The organism is Amycolatopsis sp. NPDC051758, from assembly GCF_044453095.1.
Taxonomy (GTDB): domain Bacteria; phylum Actinomycetota; class Actinomycetes; order Mycobacteriales; family Pseudonocardiaceae; genus Amycolatopsis.
Genome location: NZ_JBITCJ010000001.1, coordinates 329,475 through 346,193 on the forward strand (window position 1 = coordinate 329,475; position 16,719 = coordinate 346,193).

19 protein-coding genes are annotated in these 16,719 nt (G+C 71.2%); 9 read left to right on the forward strand and 10 right to left on the reverse strand.

Going from position 1 to position 16,719, the window contains the following annotated elements; translation table 11 throughout:
* Nucleotides 1–20: 20 nt before the first annotated feature.
* Nucleotides 21–500: a hypothetical protein gene (locus tag ACIA5G_RS01710; protein WP_395920313.1), complete on the forward strand. Its 480-nt coding sequence runs from the start codon at nucleotides 21–23 to the stop codon at nucleotides 498–500.
* On the opposite strand, the gene ACIA5G_RS01715 is transcribed toward ACIA5G_RS01710, so the two are convergent.
* Both ACIA5G_RS01715 and ACIA5G_RS01720 read right to left on the reverse strand, forming a co-directional pair.
* Complete coding sequence (locus tag ACIA5G_RS01715; protein ID WP_395920314.1) at nucleotides 497–2,131, reverse strand: ABC transporter permease; 1,635 nt, start codon at nucleotides 2,129–2,131, stop codon at nucleotides 497–499. The genes ACIA5G_RS01710 and ACIA5G_RS01715 overlap by 4 nt on opposite strands.
* On the reverse strand, nucleotides 2,128–3,024 hold the full coding sequence (locus ACIA5G_RS01720) for an ATP-binding cassette domain-containing protein (protein WP_395920315.1): 897 nt from the start codon (nucleotides 3,022–3,024) through the stop codon (nucleotides 2,128–2,130). The genes ACIA5G_RS01715 and ACIA5G_RS01720 overlap by 4 nt, the downstream gene beginning before the upstream one ends.
* A gap of 93 nt (nucleotides 3,025–3,117) precedes the next feature.
* Between ACIA5G_RS01720 and ACIA5G_RS01725 the strand changes: the two genes are divergently transcribed.
* On the forward strand, nucleotides 3,118–3,606 hold the full coding sequence (locus tag ACIA5G_RS01725; RefSeq protein ID WP_395920316.1) for a GbsR/MarR family transcriptional regulator: 489 nt from the start codon (nucleotides 3,118–3,120) through the stop codon (nucleotides 3,604–3,606).
* Here the strand turns inward: ACIA5G_RS01725 and ACIA5G_RS01730 are convergent.
* The gene (locus tag ACIA5G_RS01730; RefSeq protein WP_395920317.1) at nucleotides 3,603–4,166 is read right to left on the reverse strand and encodes a TetR/AcrR family transcriptional regulator; all 564 of its coding nucleotides are present in this window, start codon (nucleotides 4,164–4,166) and stop codon (nucleotides 3,603–3,605) included. The two genes, ACIA5G_RS01725 and ACIA5G_RS01730, sit on opposite strands and share 4 nt — an antisense overlap.
* Nucleotides 4,167–4,249: 83 nt before the next feature.
* On the opposite strand from ACIA5G_RS01730, the gene ACIA5G_RS01735 reads away from it, so the two are divergent.
* The 4 genes from ACIA5G_RS01735 (at nucleotide 4,250) to ACIA5G_RS01750 (ending at nucleotide 7,048) form a co-directional block, all read left to right on the forward strand.
* A complete protein-coding gene (locus ACIA5G_RS01735) occupies nucleotides 4,250–4,861 on the forward strand; it encodes an NAD(P)-dependent oxidoreductase (protein ID WP_395920318.1) in 612 nt (203 codons plus the stop codon).
* 10 nt (nucleotides 4,862–4,871) lie between these two features.
* Complete coding sequence (locus ACIA5G_RS01740) at nucleotides 4,872–5,543, forward strand: SGNH/GDSL hydrolase family protein (protein ID WP_395920319.1); 672 nt, start codon at nucleotides 4,872–4,874, stop codon at nucleotides 5,541–5,543.
* A 423-nt stretch (nucleotides 5,544–5,966) separates the two neighbouring features.
* Nucleotides 5,967–6,572 (forward strand): RNA polymerase sigma factor, encoded by a 606-nt coding sequence (locus ACIA5G_RS01745; protein ID WP_395920320.1) that lies wholly within the window; start codon nucleotides 5,967–5,969, stop codon nucleotides 6,570–6,572.
* Nucleotides 6,569–7,048, forward strand: coding sequence for a carboxypeptidase regulatory-like domain-containing protein (locus tag ACIA5G_RS01750; RefSeq protein ID WP_395920321.1), 480 nt, complete (start codon nucleotides 6,569–6,571; stop codon nucleotides 7,046–7,048). Before ACIA5G_RS01745 ends, ACIA5G_RS01750 begins: the two co-directional genes overlap by 4 nt.
* Here the strand turns inward: ACIA5G_RS01750 and ACIA5G_RS01755 are convergent.
* Together ACIA5G_RS01755 and ACIA5G_RS01760 are read right to left on the reverse strand one after the other, a co-directional pair.
* Nucleotides 7,045–7,809, reverse strand: coding sequence for a polysaccharide deacetylase family protein (locus tag ACIA5G_RS01755; RefSeq protein ID WP_395920322.1), 765 nt, complete (start codon nucleotides 7,807–7,809; stop codon nucleotides 7,045–7,047). The two genes, ACIA5G_RS01750 and ACIA5G_RS01755, sit on opposite strands and share 4 nt — an antisense overlap.
* A 101-nt stretch (nucleotides 7,810–7,910) precedes the next feature.
* On the reverse strand, nucleotides 7,911–8,360 hold the full coding sequence (locus ACIA5G_RS01760; RefSeq protein WP_395920323.1) for an SRPBCC family protein: 450 nt from the start codon (nucleotides 8,358–8,360) through the stop codon (nucleotides 7,911–7,913).
* Between the two features lie 68 nt (nucleotides 8,361–8,428).
* Here ACIA5G_RS01760 and ACIA5G_RS01765 point away from each other — a divergent pair, with 68 nt between their 5' ends.
* Together ACIA5G_RS01765 and ACIA5G_RS01770 are read left to right on the forward strand one after the other, a co-directional pair.
* The gene (locus ACIA5G_RS01765; RefSeq protein WP_395920324.1) at nucleotides 8,429–10,396 is read left to right on the forward strand and encodes an FUSC family protein; all 1,968 of its coding nucleotides are present in this window, start codon (nucleotides 8,429–8,431) and stop codon (nucleotides 10,394–10,396) included.
* Between the two features lie 24 nt (nucleotides 10,397–10,420).
* Nucleotides 10,421–10,636, forward strand: coding sequence for an antitoxin (locus tag ACIA5G_RS01770; RefSeq protein WP_395920325.1), 216 nt, complete (start codon nucleotides 10,421–10,423; stop codon nucleotides 10,634–10,636).
* 64 nt (nucleotides 10,637–10,700) lie between these two features.
* On the opposite strand, the gene ACIA5G_RS01775 is transcribed toward ACIA5G_RS01770, so the two are convergent.
* Genes ACIA5G_RS01775 through ACIA5G_RS01785 form a run of 3 tightly spaced genes read right to left on the reverse strand, consistent with a single transcriptional unit; the run spans nucleotide 10,701 to nucleotide 14,267 of the window.
* Nucleotides 10,701–11,678 carry a prephenate dehydrogenase gene (locus tag ACIA5G_RS01775; protein WP_395920326.1) on the reverse strand — a complete coding sequence of 326 codons (978 nt, stop codon included), beginning with the start codon at nucleotides 11,676–11,678 and terminating at the stop codon, nucleotides 10,701–10,703.
* A gap of 34 nt (nucleotides 11,679–11,712) precedes the next feature.
* A complete protein-coding gene (locus ACIA5G_RS01780; protein ID WP_395920327.1) occupies nucleotides 11,713–13,725 on the reverse strand; it encodes an FAD-dependent oxidoreductase in 2,013 nt (670 codons plus the stop codon).
* The gene (locus tag ACIA5G_RS01785) at nucleotides 13,725–14,267 is read right to left on the reverse strand and encodes a PadR family transcriptional regulator (RefSeq protein ID WP_395920328.1); all 543 of its coding nucleotides are present in this window, start codon (nucleotides 14,265–14,267) and stop codon (nucleotides 13,725–13,727) included. The genes ACIA5G_RS01780 and ACIA5G_RS01785 overlap by 1 nt, the downstream gene beginning before the upstream one ends.
* Before the next feature lie 120 nt (nucleotides 14,268–14,387).
* On the opposite strand from ACIA5G_RS01785, the gene ACIA5G_RS01790 reads away from it, so the two are divergent.
* Nucleotides 14,388–15,326, forward strand: coding sequence for a patatin family protein (locus ACIA5G_RS01790; protein WP_395920329.1), 939 nt, complete (start codon nucleotides 14,388–14,390; stop codon nucleotides 15,324–15,326).
* Here ACIA5G_RS01790 and ACIA5G_RS01795 read toward each other — a convergent pair.
* Nucleotides 15,309–15,776, reverse strand: a complete 468-nt coding sequence (locus ACIA5G_RS01795; protein ID WP_395920330.1) for a hypothetical protein — start codon at nucleotides 15,774–15,776, stop codon at nucleotides 15,309–15,311. The two genes, ACIA5G_RS01790 and ACIA5G_RS01795, sit on opposite strands and share 18 nt — an antisense overlap.
* Before the next feature lie 89 nt (nucleotides 15,777–15,865).
* Entirely contained in the window at nucleotides 15,866–16,708 is an 843-nt protein-coding gene (locus ACIA5G_RS01800; protein ID WP_395920331.1) for an SAM-dependent methyltransferase, read from the reverse strand.
* Nucleotides 16,709–16,719 lie beyond the last annotated feature (11 nt).

Sequence of the window (16,719 nt, forward strand, 5' to 3'; positions counted from 1 at the left end):
CTGAGCCCGTCTTGTCCGGCATGCGCTTTGTTCCGTGGATCGCGGTGGTCCTCGCCCTCACCGCCGGCTGTGGCCAGGCCGGCTCGGGCCCGGAGGTCGCCTGCCCGGCGATCGGCACCCGGATCGGCATCGGGCTCACCGTCCCGGAACCCGCGGGCATCTCCCGCGCGACGCTCGAAGCGTGCTGGGGTGACCAGTGCGTCACGCGCCCGGTCGACCTGATGCCCGAGACGGCCGCCGGTCCGGCGACCTGCAGCGGCACCGGCCCGGACAGCGCCTGTGGTGTGCAAGCGGTCCCGACCGGCGGGCTCCAGGGCTTCGCGGACGTCCCGGGCCTGCAGGCCGTGCCGATCCGGGTCACCGTCCGGTTCGACGACGGCAAGCCGCACACCACGGTCGTCACGCCCGCCTTCACCGAACCGGGCGGCCCCGCCTGTGGGAAGGCGGGGCCGCAGGCTCAGCTCGTGGCCGGGGCCGACCGCGAGATCAAACCGCGCTAGCCGACGTCGCGGCGGCGCCAGCCCACCAGGCCGGCGACCAGTGCCACGATCGCCACCGCCGTGAGCCAGACGAGCGGCGTCGCGACGAGCTCCTGGCCGGGGATCTTCGGCGGGTGCTGGAACGGCGAGACGTCCAGCACCGCCTGGGGCAGGTCGACGACCGGGCCGAACAGGCTCAGCAGCAGGGCCAGCGCGCCGACCGCCCAGGCCGCGGCCGAGAAGGACGGCAGCAGCCCGAAGATCGTCACCGCGAGCGCGACCACCACCCAGGCCGCGGGCAGCTGGACGAGCATCCCGGCGAGCGAGTCGCCGATCGAGCCGCCGACGTCACCCGCGCGCAACCCGTTGGCCAGCCCCATGAACAGGCCGCCGGACAGCAGCAGCAACGCCGTGCCGAAAAACGCGAACACGAGGTGGCCCGCCGCCCAGCGCAGCTTGCCGACGCTGGTGGCCAGCACCGGCTCGAGCCGGATCGCGGTCTCTTCGCCGCGCATGCGCAGCACCGCCTGGATCCCGTACAGCGACGCGACCATCGCGAACATCCCGGCCATGGCGGCGAGGAACGCCTGCGTGAGTGCTTCGCTGCCGCCGAGGCGCGCCATGATCTCCTGCGCCTGCGGGCTCGAGCCGACCAGGCCGCCGATGCCGCTGGCGATCGAGCCGAACACCGCGCCGACGACCGCGGTGCCGATGGTCCAGCCGATCAGCGGGCCGCGGTGCAGCCGCACGGCGAGCGCGAAGGGCGAGCGCAGGCTCGGCGCCGCCGTCGCCGGGCCCGGCCGCGGCGGCAGGATGCCGACCCCGACGTCACGGCGGGGGAGCAGCCAGTACGCGAGCGCGCCGACCACCAGCGCGGCCGCCACCGACAGCAGCAGCACCCACCAGCGTTCCCCCGCGAACGGGCGGGTCTGCTGCACCCAGCCGATCGGCGACAGCCACGACAGCCAGCGAGCGTCCACAGTGGAGTCTCCGGCGCCGCGGAGCAGGAACGCGGCGCCGACCACGGCGGTGCCGATCCCGTTCGCGGTCCGGGAGTACTCGGCGAGCTGGACGGCGACCGCCGCGACGGCCGTGAACACCAAGCCTGCCAACGCTTCCGACACGCCGAAGGCGAGCGAGCCGGCCGTGGGCAGCCCGGCGCCGACCATGGAGCCGTACTGGACCAGGCCGATCAGCACACTCGCGCCCCCGGCCACGAGTACGGCCGACGTCAGCGCCGCGTACCGGCCGACCACCGCGGACGCGAGCAGCTCCGCGCGGCCGGTGTCCTCCTCGGCGCGGGTGTGCCGGGTGACCGTGAAGACCACCATCAGGCCGGTCAGCAGCGCCAGGAACCCGCACATGCGCCAGGCGATGAACCCGCCGGCGGTGGTCAGGTCGAACGGCGGCCCGTAGAGCAGCGCGTACGACGGGTTCGTGTTCGCGCCGATCTGCAGCGCCTGCCGGTCGGCCACCGTGGGGTAGAACTGCGTGAACGTCTTGGCCGTGCTGGCCGGGACGATGCTCAGCAGCACGATCCAGATCGGCAGCACCACGCGGTCGCGGCGCAGCGCGAGCCGGGTGAGGTGCCAGGTGCCGGCCAGCTCGTGGGCCGGCGCGACCTCGACGGGCTGCTCGAGGGTCGCGGTCATTTTGCGCTCGCCTCGGTGGTGTAGTGCCGCAGGAACAGCTCTTCCAGCGTCGGCGGCTGGCTGACCAGGCTCCGCACGCCGACCTGGGTCAGCTGACGCAGCGCTTCGTCGAGCGAGCGCGTCTCGACGTCGAACCTGACGCGGTTGCCTTCGACCTTGAGGTCGTGGATGTTGTCGAGCTTCGCCAGCCCGTTCGGCGGCCCGGCGAGCTCGGCGGTGATCGACGTCCGGGTCAGGTGGCGCAGCTCGGCCAGGGTGCCGGACTCCACCGTGGCGCCGTTGCGGATGATGCTGACCTTGTCGCACAGGGCCTCGACCTCGGCGAGGATGTGGCTGGAGAGCAGTACCGTGCGGCCCTGCTCGCGCTCCTCCTGGATGGCGTACTGGAACGTCGCCTCCATCAGCGGGTCGAGGCCGGACGTCGGCTCGTCGAGGATCAGCAGGTCGACCCGGGAGGCGAGCGCGGCGACGATGGCGACCTTCTGCCGGTTGCCCTTCGAGTACGTCCGCCCCTTCTTCTTCGGGTCGAGGTCGAACCGCTCGATCAGGTCGGCGCGGCGCTTCTGGTCGAGCCCGCCGCGCAGCCGCCCGAGCAGGTCGATCACCTCTCCGCCGGAGAGGTTGGGCCAGAGGTTGACGTCGCCGGGCACGTAGGCCAGGCGGCGGTGCAGGCTCGCCGCGTCCTTCCAAGGGTCGCCGCCGAGCAGCCGGACGTCCCCCGAGTCCGCGTGGAGCAGGCCGAGCAGGACCCGGACGGTGGTCGACTTCCCAGCGCCGTTCGGGCCCAGGAAACCGTGCACTTCCCCAGTAGGTACCTGCAGATCGAGGCCGTCCAAGGCCTTGGTCCGGCCGAACGACTTGTGCAAGCCGGAGATCGCGATGGCATTTTCCATGCTTCGGAAGCTACACTGATTTCACGAAGTTGTGAAGTTAAGAAAATGTCTAGATGGAGTGATCTTGACGTACCGGTACGGGAGGATGGGCCGATGACGACGCCTGACACGAAGCGAGATGAAGACGCCGTCCGCCGGTACGTCGAGAGCCTGGCCCTGGTGCTCTCGCAGATCGGGATGCAGCGCATGTCCGCGCGGGTCTTCGCGGCCCTGATGACCACCGACGACGCCCGGCTGACCGCGGCCGACCTGGCCTCGCAGCTGTCGGTGAGCCCGGCGGCCATCTCCGGCGCCGTGCGCTTCCTCGAGCAGATCGGCCTGGTCGCCAAGGAACGCGAGCCCGGCGAGCGCCGCGACCACTACCGCCTCTTCGACGACCTTTGGTACGCCACGTTCCTCAAGCGCGACCGCATGATCATCATGTGGCGCGACGCCGCGGGCGACGGCATCGACGCCCTCGGCGAGGACTCCCCGGCGGGCCGGCGGCTCGCCGAGATGCGGGACTTCCTGTCGTTCATGCTGGAGGAGCTCAACGGCATGTACGAGCGTTGGCACAAGCTTCGCGCGGAGAAGAACGCCTAGAGCCCGGCGAGCAGGGTGTCCGCGAGCCGGACGGCGAGGTCAGCCGGCTCGCTCTCTTCGAACGTGGCCAGGAACGCCTGCTGGAAGCACGCCCCGAGCAGCAGGGACGCGGCCGCCTCGACGTCGGTGTCCGCGCTGATCCGGCCCAGTTCCCGCTCGGCGCGCAGGTAGTCCGCGACGCCCTTCAGGGGGATGCGCGGACCGGTCGTGCCCATCCGCTCGCGGTGGTTCCGGAGCAGCTCGCGTGACGAGAACACCGAGACCGCGATCGGGAACCCTTCGAGGTAGAACGCCAGGCCCAGGCGCGCGACGCGGACGAGGTTGTCCCGCAGTGGCGCCTGGCCGGGGTCCGCGGTCAGGTCCGCCAGGGCCGCGCCGAGGGCGGGCAACTCCTCCGCCATGACGCTGAGGAACAAGTCGGTCTTGTCGCGGAAGTGCTTGTAGAGCATCGCTTCCGAGTAGCCCGCGGTCTGCGCGATGACCTTGGTCGTCGCGTGGGCGTAACCCTGTTCGCGCATCACCTTCGCGGCCGCGGCGACGATCTCCGCACGGCTTCCCATGACGGCTCCTGAGTGTGTTCTCAGCGTGGTTAGTGAACACTCACCCTACCTGGTGAGTGTTCACTAACCGAGGAGGAACCACCATGAAGATCACCGTTCTGGGGGCGACCGGCGGCGTCGGCGGCGAGGTTGTCAAGCAGGCGCTGGAGCGCGGCTGGGAGGTCACGGCCGTGGTCCGTGACCCGGCCCGCCTGAAGCTGCCGGCGCAGGTCGTCGTCGCCGGCCTGCACGAGCACGACAAGCTGACGGCCGCGATCGAAGGGCGGGACGCGGTGATCTCCGCGCTGGGTTCGCGTGACCGCGGACCGACCACGGTCTGCGCCGACGGTGCCCGCGCGGCGCTCGAGGCCGGGGCGAAGCGCCTATTGGTGGTCAGTGCCAGTGGGCTGGACGCCGACGGCGACGGCGTCTTCACCCGCACACTCGTGAAACCGCTGCTCAACGCGGTTCTGAAGCACGGCTACGCGGACATGCGCGCGATGGAGGCCCTGGTCACGGCAGCCGACCTCGACTGGACCGTGGTCCGCCCGCCGATGCTGCTCAACGGCGCGCGCACCGGAGTTGTCGCGAGCCGGCTGGACGGCAACGTGCGGGGCAGCTTCACCATCCGGCGCGCCGACGTCGCCGGCTTCCTCCTCGACGCCGTGGCGGAGCCCACGCTGATCAGGGCGAAAGTTTCGATCGCCCACGGCTAACTTCGAACGCATGGTGATCCTCGCTCAAGCCGTCTACGTCAAGCGGAAGACCCCGCGGCTCCCCGGCGCGTCCGGTCCGACCGAAGGACGAGTCCCGGGCGACGGCGAGCCCTTCCGCCTGGCCGTCCTCGGCGAATCCACAGTGGACGGTGTCGGCGCGGCGAACCACGAGGAGGCGCTCACCGGCTGCCTCGCCCGGGAGCTCGCCCGTGACGGCCGGGCCGTGCGCTGGCAGGCGGTCGGGCGGACCGGCGCCAACGCCCGCACGGTCCGCGCCGAGCTGGTGCCGCTGGTCCGCCCGGCCGACCTGGTGGTGGTCGCGCTCGGCGTCAACGACACCATCGAGCTGCGTTCGGCGCCCGCCTATCGCCGTGACCTGCTGAAACTGGTGATCGACCTGCGGCGGAGGCTCGGTCCGGTCGACGTCCTCCTGGCCGGGGTACCGCCGATGTCCCGCTTCCCGGCTCTGCCGAGGCCGCTGCGCGACGTCCTCGCGGCCCGCTCGACCGCGCTCGACAACGCCGCCGCCACCCTCGCGCGGATCCCCGGCGTCACGCACCTCCCGATGGACCCGCGCCTGCTCGACCCGGCGGCCTTCGCGTCCGACCGCTTCCACCCGGGCCCGGCGGGATACGCGCGCTGGGCGCAAACGCTTGCGGACGCACACCCAGTGATCGCTTAGCCGCGCTGCGTCGATCTTCGAAAAAAGTCGGCGGATCCGGTATCTGGCGGTCCCCCCACTGCGTCCTGTGGAGCAGCCAAGCACGGAGATGGAACGCGGCAGGGGGTGCCGAGTTCGGAAATGCGCGGTGACCGGGAGCCGAGGGGGCTCCCGGACACCGTCGGCCGGGTGCCCTTCGGGGGAGGGGACATCCGGCGGGGTCCGTTGGGGAGCGGACCCTTGAGGGAGGGGAGTATCGGCCGGCGCGGGTCCACCCGCTCGCGCCGGCCGGTACCTCCCCCCAACCGTCCCTGACCGGAAAGCGCGACCGACGAAGTAAGTGACTTGATGTATTCGAGATCCACCTGCACGCTCCTTCCCCCCGAAGGACCCGCGATACTGCCGAAGCCGACTCGAAGACGTTTCCGAAGAGGGGCAGATACGGTGACCGACGTGCAAACTGCAGAGGTAGACCCTCCGTGGGAGGGGCTGACCGGCGCCGAGCTGCATGCCGCCTGCATGCACGCCGCGAGAGACGGCGACCGCCAGGCGATGGCCCGCCTCGTCGAGGAGCTGACCCCGCTGGTCTGGCACGTCGCCCGCGCCAACGGTCTCGACCGCTCGGTCGCCGAAGACGTCGTCCAGACCGTCTGGCTCGCGCTTTTCAGCCAGCTCGGCAAACTTCGTGACCCCAAAGCCCTCGCCGCCTGGCTGATCACCACCACCCGGCGCGAGGCCACCCACCCCTTCGGCCGGCGCATGCAGCCCGTGCCGCTGAGCGACGAAGTCGCCGAAGCCATGCCGAGCACCCAACCGGCACCCGAAGACGAAGCCGTCCGCGCCGACCGTGACCGCCGGGTCTGGCGCGCCTTCGTCCGGCTGCCCCACCGCTGTCAAGAACTGCTCCGGCTGACCGTCCTCGCCGGCCGCGCCGAGTACCAGCTCGTCGCCGAGGCGCTGCGCATGCCACGCGGCAGTGTCGGACCGACCAGGGGGCGTTGCCTCGACCAGATGCGAGATCTCCTCGCCAGCGAAGGGGGAAGCCGATGAACGACGTCGGGGCGCCGGGAGGCCAAGCCTTCCGGGACGACGAGATCCTGCTGGCCGACATCGGCCGCTTCCTCGACGAGCTCGACCCCCCGCCGGACGACCTGGTGCAGCGGGTCCAGTTCGCGCTGGCGCTCGAGGACCTCGACGTCGAGGTCGCGCGGTGGGAACGGCTCGACAACCTCGCCGGGGTCCGCGGTGGCGGCACCGGGACGATCACCTTCACCGTCAGCGACCTGACCGTGATGATCAACCTCACGAAGATGGGCAAGCTGCACCGCATCGACGGCTGGCTGGTCCCCGCGGGCCAGTACGGCGTCGAGGTGCGGGTCGCCGAGCACGGCACGTCGTCCACGACCGCCGACGAAGGCGGCCGGTTCGTGCTCGACAACGTGCCGAGCGGGACCACGCAGATCCTCGTGCACCTCGGTGACGTGTCGTGCCGGCGCACGGTCGTGACACCGACAGTCGTGCTTTAACCCAGGAAATCGGCCAGGGGGACGGGTGTGAGCCCGTCCCTTTTGGCTTGGTCGACGAAGGCCGTGTAGTCCTCTTTGAACGTCTTCCGGAAGTGCATCAGCACCACGTCGCCCGGCTTGAGCTTGTCGCCGGCCTGGAACTGGACGTGCCCGTCGTTGACCGCGGCCGTCCACAACACGGCGGCGCGCATCCCGCACGCGGCCGCCGCGCGCAGCGTGTTCTGGTCGTAGTTGCCGAACGGCGGCCGGAACAACGCCGGCCGCACGCCGAGCTCGCGCTGGAAGTCGTCGGCGTCGTCGCAGATCTCCTTGTGCTGGAACTCGTACGGCTTGCCCTTGAGGTTCGGGTGGTCGACCGTGTGGTCGCCGAGCGTCGCGCCGGTGGCGTCGAGGATCTGCTTGAAGTAGGCCTCGTGGCCCTTCACGTACTTCTGGTTCAGGAACAGCACCGGGTGGGTGCCGTTCTGCTGCATCAGCTTCAGCGCGTCGGGGTCCTTCACCGCGCCGTCGTCCATGGTCAGGAAGACGTACGGCTTGTCGGTGGTGATCCGGCGGACCACCCCGACCTGGCCGTTCGTGATCGCCGGCGCCTTCTGCTGGACCGTGCCGAACGGGTAGGGCGCCGACGTCGTCGCGCCGGGACCACCACCCGGCGCCGGGTTCGGCTGGCTGGTGCCGAGCTCCCGCTGGTTCGGTTCGTTCGCCGAACAGGCCGTCAAAACCAGTGCCGCCGCGACGACGACCGCTGCCACGCGCTTCATCCGCGCCCCCTTTCGCGTAGTTCAGAACTACCCGATCGGGTGACGCGTAGGTGGGGGACGAAGTTGCGCCGGCTGATCTTGTGTGGCCGGAGCCACCCAGGTCAGCGCCCGGTTTCGGCCGCCTTGACCAGCTTGGCCGAGAAGAGCCGGATCGTCGCGCGCAGACCGGCGGCCAGCACGGGGCCGCTACCGCGGACCGGCTCGGTGAACGACCCGGTCCAGCGCAGGTGCGTGCCGCCGTCGGCGGTCGGGGTGAAGAGCACCTCGGCGCGGTAGTCCTTGATCGGGTTGGCCCCGAAGAACGTGTAGACGTGCTTGCGGCCGGGCTCGTATTCGAGCGTCTCCTCGCGGATCAGCACCGGCCAGAGCCCGACCTCGCGGACGGCGCCGACGCCGGCCGGCTCTTCGGTGCCCGGCCGCTTCCAGCGGGCCTGCACGATGAGTGGTTTTCCCCACTCCGCCCAGCGCGGGCCGTCGGTCTCGAGCGCGAACAGCGCGGCCGGCGGCGCACTACTCGTGCGGTTGACCTCGTAGGAGTACTTGCGGCCCACCGGAACCTCCCGCGTTGTTGACAGGTTGATAATTAAGCGTTTCCGGCAGCGTAGGTCAAGATGGGGGCGTGAGCACGACGCGCCCCGACATCGCCGCGCCGCACTGGCTGACCCAGCTCCTGCGCAGCAAGCCGGTCCCGGTGCCGTGGAACATGGTCGCCCGCGCCGTCGTCGCGCTGGCCGTGCCGCTCGCCGTGGCCTACGCGGCGGGGGACATCGGTGTCGGCGCGCTCATCTCGACCGGCGCGCTGCCCGCCGTCCTGTCCGAGTCGGCCGGGCCGTACCGCTACCGCGCGCGCCGGCTGGGGGGCGCCACGCTAGCGGCGACGGCCGGGTACCTCGTCGGGCTGCTCACCGGCGGCACCCCCGCGCTGTCCGTGCCCGCGGTGATCCTGGTCGCGGCGGTGTCCGCGCTGATCAGCGCGGCCGGCAGTAACGCCTCGGTCGCCGGGCTGCAGATGTTCGTCTTCTGCGTGCTCGGCACCGGCCAGCACGCGACCGGCGTCCGCGTCGAGGTCCTGTTCGGCTTCTTCTGCATCGGCGCCGCCTGGAGCTTCCTGGTCGCGCTTGCCAGCTGGACGTTCCGGGCGACCAGCCCCGAACGCTCCGCCGTCGCGCACGTCTACGTCGAGCTGGCCGCGATGCTCTCGGCGACCGACGAAGCCGTCTCGCGGGTGGCGCGCCACCGGCTGACCACGGCGATGAACACCGCCTACGACCAGCTGCTCACCGCGCGCTCGTGGCTGTCCGGCCGCGACGCCGCTTACCGGCAGCTGCTCAACCTGCTTTCCGCCTCGACCCCCGCGGTCGAGGCCTCGGTGGCGATGGTCAACGCCGGCCGCCGCACGCCGCCGGAGGTCATCGACCACTTCGTTGCGCTGTCCGCGTCGGTGCTGGCCAGCCAGCCGCTGCCGGAACCGCCGCCGCGGCCGGCCGAGGACGCCGACCCGGTGCTCACGGCGTTGTACGCGGGGCTGGTCCGGATCGGGAAGGGGGACGACCGGAAGCGCCGTGAGCCGACCCCTTGGTACCGGCGGCTGCGCGCGTGGGCCGGGTCGCTGGCGTCCGGCCCGCTGACGTGGATCGCCGCGCTGCGGCTGACGCTGTGTGTCGCGATCGCCGAGGTCGTCGGCCTGCTCGTGCCGCTGGAGCGGTCGTACTGGCTCACCCTGACCGTCGGCATCGTGCTCAAGCCGGACTTCGGGTCGGTCTTCGGCCGCGCGGTGCTGCGCGGGATCGGCACGGTGGTGGGGGTCGGGATCGGCGCCGTCGTGCTGGCCGCCGGCGGGCACGGCTGGGTGCTGGTCGCGCTGATCGCGATCTTCGCCGGCGGGGTCGCGGTGGGGAAGGTGCGCAACTACGGCATCCTCAGCGCCTTCGTGACGCCGTTGATCATCCTGCAGATGGACCTGGCCAACAGCGGGAGCTGGAACGTCGTGGTCGCGCGGCTGATCGACACCGTGCTGGGCTGCGCGATCGTCCTCGTTTTCGGTTACCTGCTGTGGCCGGGCAGCCGGCGTCCCCAGGTCGGCGGCCGGCTCGCCGACGGGCTGGACGCGGTTGCGAAGTACGTCTCGGGTGCGCTGGTCGAGGCGTCCGAAGGGGAGGCCCGGCTGGCGCGTTCGCGGGCCCGCCGCGGCGCCTACCGGGCGCTCGCCGACCTGCGGACGGCGTTCCAGCAGGTGGTCGTCGAGCCGTCCGCGAACGGCCGCCAGGCGGTGGCGTGGTGGCCGGTGATCGCCGCGCAGGAACGCGTCGCGGACGCCGTCACCGAGGTCGGCGTGACCATCGGGCGGGGGGTGCCGCCGCCGGCGGCGGGTGACGTCGAGCTGCTCACGGCCGCGATCGACGAGCTGGCCGCGTCGATCCGCGAACAGCGCGAGCCGCGGTCGATGCCGTTGCCGGACGCGCCGCAGCTGTCCGGCGTGGTCGACCAGCTGGAGTCGGCGTTCGACGCCGTCCGCGGTCCCGACCTGGTGGAACACACCCCGCTGCGGCTCGTGCGGCGGTTCCTGCCCTATCACCGGCGTACCTGACCGGCGTGCTGTTCAATTGGCCTCATGGGAATCGACTTCGACGCGTTGAAGGGCAAGGCCGAAGAGGCCCTGCGTGAGCACAACGACAAGATCGAGCAGGGGCTCGACAAGGCGGCCGACTTCGCGAAGTCGAAGTTCACCGGCCACGACTCGCAGATCGACGGCGGCGTCGAGAAGGCGAAGGACTTCCTCAACAAGTTCGACGACAAGCCGGACAACCCGCCGCCGGCCGCCCAGTAGCCCGAAGTCATGAGCGGCACCCTCATGGCTTTCAAGTCCATGAGGGTGCCCCTCATGGACGTTCCTACTGGACTTCGCCGGTCGCGGTCCCGTCGGCGAGCCCGGTGATCCGGCCACCGCGCTCGCCGAGGGCGATCAGGCCCTGCCGCGCGTCCGGGGCCGCCAGGCTGATCCGGACGCCGGCCCGCTCGACGTCCAAGCCGGCCGCGAACGCCTGCGCGCCTTCGTGTCCCGCGTTGATCGTGGCCGCGAGCCCGCCGGTGGACGCCAGCGAGCCGCGGGCCGCGCCGAGCCGGCCGAGCGCCTCGTCGACGATCGGCAGCAGCGCGTCCCGGTTGCCTTCGGTCATCGCGCGGACGAGGTGCGGGTTCGAACTCGCGACGCGCGTGCCGTCCCGGTAGGACCCGGCGGCCAGCGACATGGCCAGCGGCCCGCCTTCGGCGCCGATCGTGGCGAGGATCGCGGCGAACAGGTGCGGCAGGTGGGAGATCCGCGCGACGGCCTCGTCGTGCGACTCCGCGGGCAGCGGGACCACGTGCGCCCCGACGTCCAGCACGAACCGCGCCACCTCGGCCCAGGCTTCGAGGTCGGTGTCCTCTTCGACCCCGACCACCCACGCCGCGCCCTCGAACAGCGCGGCGTCACCGGCCGGCCAGCCGGAGTCCGACGTCCCGGCCATCGGGTGCCCGCCGACGTACCGCGTGTACGGCACCCGGCGGCGGACGGCGTCCAGGACCGGGGCTTTCACACTGGTCACGTCGGTGAGCAGGCAGTGCGACGCGTGCTGCGAGACCAGCCGCAGCAGGTCTTCGACGGCCGGGAGCGGCACGGCCAGCACGACCATCGCGTCCTCGGCCGCGGCCCGGTGCAGAGCCGCTTCGACGTCGGTCGTGACGTCGAACCCCGCCCTGCTCGCCGCGTCGGCGTCCACTTCGGAAACCGCGGCTCCCCACGCGGTGCGGCCGCTCGCGGTCGCCGCGCGCAGCAGCGACCCGCCGATCAGCCCGAGCCCGATCACGCATACGTCTCGCACGGGGTTCATCCTGCCAGTGCGGAGCCCGGGACGGGCGGTGGAACTACAGCGTGGCGGCCAGCCGGGTGCCCTGGTCGATGGCGCGTTTCGCGTCCAGTTCGGCCGCGACGTCGGCGCCGCCGATGAGGTGCACCGCGAGCCCGGCGGCCCGCAGGTCGCCGTCGAGGTCGCGCACGGGTTCCTGACCGGCGCAGACGACCACTGTGTCGACTTCGAGCAGCCGCGGCGCGCCGTCGACGGTGATGTGCAGGCCGGCGTCGTCGATGCGTTCGTAGGTGACGCCGGGAATCCGTTCGACACCCTTCGCCTTGAGCGCGGCGCGGTGCACCCAGCCGGACGTCTTGCCGAGCCCGGCGCCGATCCCGGACTTCTTGCGCTGCAGCAGGTAGACCTGTCGCGGGGACGGCTCGGGCTTCGGCTCGGTGAGCCCGCCGGCCGCCTGTTCCGGGTCGGTGACACCCCATTCGGCCATCCACGCGTCCCGGTCGAGCGCGGGCGACGCGGAGTGCGTGAGGAACTCGCTGACGTCGACGCCGATGCCACCGGCCCCGATCACGGCGACCCGCTCGCCGACCGGCTTCCCGTGCCGCACGACGTCGACGTAGGACAGCACCTTCGGGTGATCGATCCCGGGCAGCGACGGCACACGCGGTGTGACGCCGGTGGCCAGCACGACCTCGTCGAAGCCGGCGAGGTCGTTCGCGGTGACGCGGGTGCCGAGGTGCAGCTTCACGCCGGTCACCTCGAGGCGCCGCTGGTAGTAGCGGATGGTCTCGGCGAACTCCTCCTTGCCGGGGATCTGCCGCGCGATGCCGAACTGGCCGCCGATCTCGTCGTCCGCCTCGAACAGCTCGACGCTGTGCCCGCGTTCGGCCAGCGCGGTCGCGGCGGACAGCCCGGCGGGCCCGGCCCCGACCACGGCGACGTGCTTCGAACGCCGGGCCGGGGAGAGCGTCAGCGTCGTCTCGTGGCCGGCGCGCGGGTTGACCATGCAGGACACGAGCTTGCGCTTGAAGGCGTGGTCGAGGCAGGCCTGGTTGCACGCGATGCAGGTGTTGATCTCGTCCTCGCGGCCGGTCTCGGCCTTCCGGATCCACTCGGGATCGGCGAGGAACGGCCGCGCCATCGACACGAGATCGGCGTCGCCACTGCTCAGCGCCTCCTCGGCGACCTGCGGCATGTTGATCCGGTTCGACGTGACGACGGGGATCCCGACGTGCGGCTTGAGCTTGCCGGTGACCCAGGTGAACGCGGCGCGCGGCACCGACGTCACGATCGTCGGCACGCGGGCCTCGTGCCAGCCGATGCCGGTGTTGATGATCGTCGCGCCGGCGGCTTCGACGTCCTTCGCGAGCGCGACGACGTCTTCCCAGCGCTGGCCGCCGGCAACGAGGTCGAGCATCGAAAGCCGGTAGATGATGATGAAGTCGGCACCGACCTTCTCGCGCGTGCGCTTCACGATTTCGACGGCGAACCGGCGCCGCTTCTCGGGTGTGCCGCCCCAGGCGTCGGTGCGCTTGTTGGTGCGCTCGGCCAGGAACTGGTTGATCAGGTACCCCTCGGAGCCCATGATCTCGACGCCGTCGTAGCCCGCTTCGCGTGCGAGAGCGGCGCAGTCGGCGAAGGCGCGGATCTGGCGAAGCACGCCGTAGCCGGTCAGCGCGCGCGGCCGGAACGGGTTGATCGGCGCCTTGATGCTCGACGCCGACACGCTCAGCGGGTGGTAGGCGTACCGCCCGGCGTGCAGGACCTGCAGCGCGATCTTGCCGCCCGCCTCGTGCACCGGCGCGGTGAGCTGCCGGTGTTCCCGGGCTTCGGCGGACGTCGTCAGCTTCGACGCGAGCGGCAGCAGCCAGCCGGTGCGGTTCGGCGCGAACCCGCCGGTGACGATCAGCCCGACACCACCGCGGGCGCGTTCCGCGTAGTACTCGGCGAGCTCGGGGAAGTGCGCGGCCTTGTCCTCGAGGCCGGTGTGCATCGACCCCATCAGTACGCGGTTGCGCAGCGTCGTGAAACCGAGGTCGAGCGGCGACAGCAGGTTCGGGTACTGGCTCATCAGGCGTCCTTGGTGTGGTGGAGGGCGGCGAGGACTTCGTCGAACCACTCGACCTGGCCCTCTTCGACGCGGATTCCGCCGCGCAGCACCAGGTACTGGTGCAGGTGCTGACCCTGGAGGCCGGCGGGCGCGGGGAAGTCGCGCTTCTCGATCTGGCGGTAGACGTCGAGGCGCTCGGCGTGCGCCGCGCGGTGCCGGACGATCTCGGCCGCGACGGCGCCGGGATCACCGAAGGACGCACCGCGGATCTTCAGCGCCAGCTCGACGGGTCCGGCCGAAGGGTTCGGTTCGGTGAGCCAGCGGACGAGTTCGGCGCGCCCGCCTTCGCTGACCGTGTAGACCTTCTTGTCCGGCCGCCCCGACTGCGCGACGACGTCGACGGCGACCCAGCCGGCCTCTTCCATCCGCTTCAGCACGCGGTAGATCTGCTGGTGGGTGGCGCTCCAGAAGAGCCCGATCGACTTCTCGAACCGGCGCGTGAGCTCGTAGCCCGAGCCGGCGCGCTCGGACAGCGAGACGAGGATCGCGTGCTCCAGTGCCATGCGCCTCAGCATGCATATGCAACTAGGTGCAGTGCAACGAGGCGCACGTCACTTCACCCGCGCGAGTGACACCCTGCGTTGTTCACAAATCGGGTCGACGAATCGCCGGAAAAGACCAGGATGGGAGGAGTGCACCCGGTACTCGAACTGATCTCCGAACGGATGGCGACCGGCAGCGTCCCGGGCGAACGCACCGACGGCCGGCGCCTCGCGCTGGCCATCGAAGGCGGCAGCAGCCGCGGCACCTACTCGAGCGGCATGGTCCTGGCGCTGGACGAACTGGGCATCACACCCGCGTTCGACGCCGTCTACGGCTCGTCGGCCGGCGCGCTGAACGGCGCCTGGCTGCTCTGCGGCCGGTCGTCCACCGGCGTGCGGACCTGGTGGAACCCGGTCGTCATGCGCCGGATCATCAACCCGCTGCACACCCTGCGCGGCCGCGCGGTGATCGACCTCGAATACCTCGTCCACCAGGTCTACTCGGTGCTGGAGCCGATGGACTTCCCGGCGATCCTGGCCAACCCGGTGACGTTCCACCCGCTGGCCACCGACGCCGACACCGGGGAGCCGACCGACCTGCACCCGCTCCTGGACGACGTCGACGCGATCAAGGTGTCGCTCGCCGCGTCGTCGTGCATGCCGGTGCTGGCCGGGCCACCGATCCCGATGGCGGGCCGCCGGTTCGTCGACGCCGGGGTCGCCGAGCCGATCCCGTACCGCACGGCGCTGGCCCAGGACGCCACGGACGTCCTGGTGCTGCGCACCCGCCGCGCCGACGAGCTGCCGCTCCCGCCGCCGCGGGCGTACGACGTCGTGGTGCCGCGGTTCCTGCGCCGCCAGGCCCCGGGGGCGATTCCCGCCTGGCGCGACACCTACCGCCGTGACGTCGAGGACGAGGAGGTCCTCGCGTCCGATCCGCGCATCCTCAGTATCCGCCCGCCCGCCGGGGCACCCGACGTCGTGGCGCTGGAGCGTGATCCCGAGGTCCTGCACAAGGCCGTCGACCTGGGCAAGAGCGCGGTCCTCGACGTCCTCGAAGGGCTACGCGAAGCTTGCTAGCCGGGTGGCCCGGGACTGCACGACCAGCCGCTGCACACCCAGGGAAACCGCGAGGTAGAGCAGGATCGACGCGCCGGACAGGCCCTTCGCGCTGCTGTCGAAGAGGACGTCCAGTCCGATGTGGACACCGATCGCGACCACCCACAGCGCGATCGTGAGCCAGGTGCCCTGGCGCCACAGCTGCCCGTCCTGGCGCCAGAGCTTGACGCTGTGCGCGCGGACGACGCCGAAGCCCGCCGCGAGCACCAGGCTGCCGACCAGCAGCAGGATCACCGTGGCCGACGTCGAAGCGGTCTTCAGGTACGTGCTCAGCTGGACCACCCCGAGCACCAGCAGGATCAGCAGCACGGTGGGCTTGCGGTCTTCGCGGACCAGCCGCTTCTGCGTCTGCCGCCACAGCAGCCACGCCAGGACGACGAGTCCGATGAGGATGTTGGCCGAGCTGTCCACGAGCTTTCCCTTCCGCGACGATCTCTTGATCACCACGGTGCCCGCGCGACGGCGTCAAGACGTCAACCCGGGGGTGGAAGCCAGGTGGATCAGGGTTTGCGCGCGATGCCGCCGATCACCCGCGACTCGGACGGCGAGCCGGCGAACACGGTGTGCTCGTCCGGGTGCCACGCCGGCGCGTAGACGAGCCCCGGCTCGAGCATCGGCCAGCCGCCGAAGAAGCGTTCGAACTCGGCCATCGGCCGCAGGAAACCCGGGTTCGTCGTGGTCTCGTAGTACTCGAGCAGGTCGATCAGCGCCTGCCGCTCGTCCTCGTTGACCGGGTTCTCGTTGGTCATCTGCGAGAGCACCAGCAGCGAGCCGGGCGCGAGCTTCCTGCGGTAGAACGCGAGCAGCCGGTCGGGGTTCGCGTCGTCCTTGATGAAGTGCATGACGGCGTTGATCACCAGGGCGATCGGCTCGCGGACGTTGATGATGTCCGACGTGGCGACCCGCTCCCAGAGGTCCTCCGGCTGCAGGAAGTCCGCGGCGATGGCGTGGTGGCGCTCGGGGTCGGCGGTGTCGGCGAGCAGCAGCGTCGAGTGCGCGAGGGCGATGGGCTCGTTGTCGATGTAGAGCACGCGGGTGTCGAGCTCGTCGCGTTCTTCGTCGGCGACCTCGTGGACGTTGCCGGCGGTCGGCAGGCCGGAGCCGATGTCGACGAACTGCCGGATGCCGGCGCGCACGCACTCGCGGATCGCGCGGCCGAGGAACTGGCGGCTGGTCAGGCAGTACTCGCCCATGAGCGGGAGCCGCGCGCGGACCTTTTCGGCGAACGCGCGGTCGATCGCGTAGTTCGTGTTGCCGCCGATGAAGTAGTCGTAGATCCGGGCGGCGGAGGGCCGGTCGAGGCTGCTCTCGACGGCTTTGAGCGCGTCGTCGTGGTTGATCATGACCATCCCTT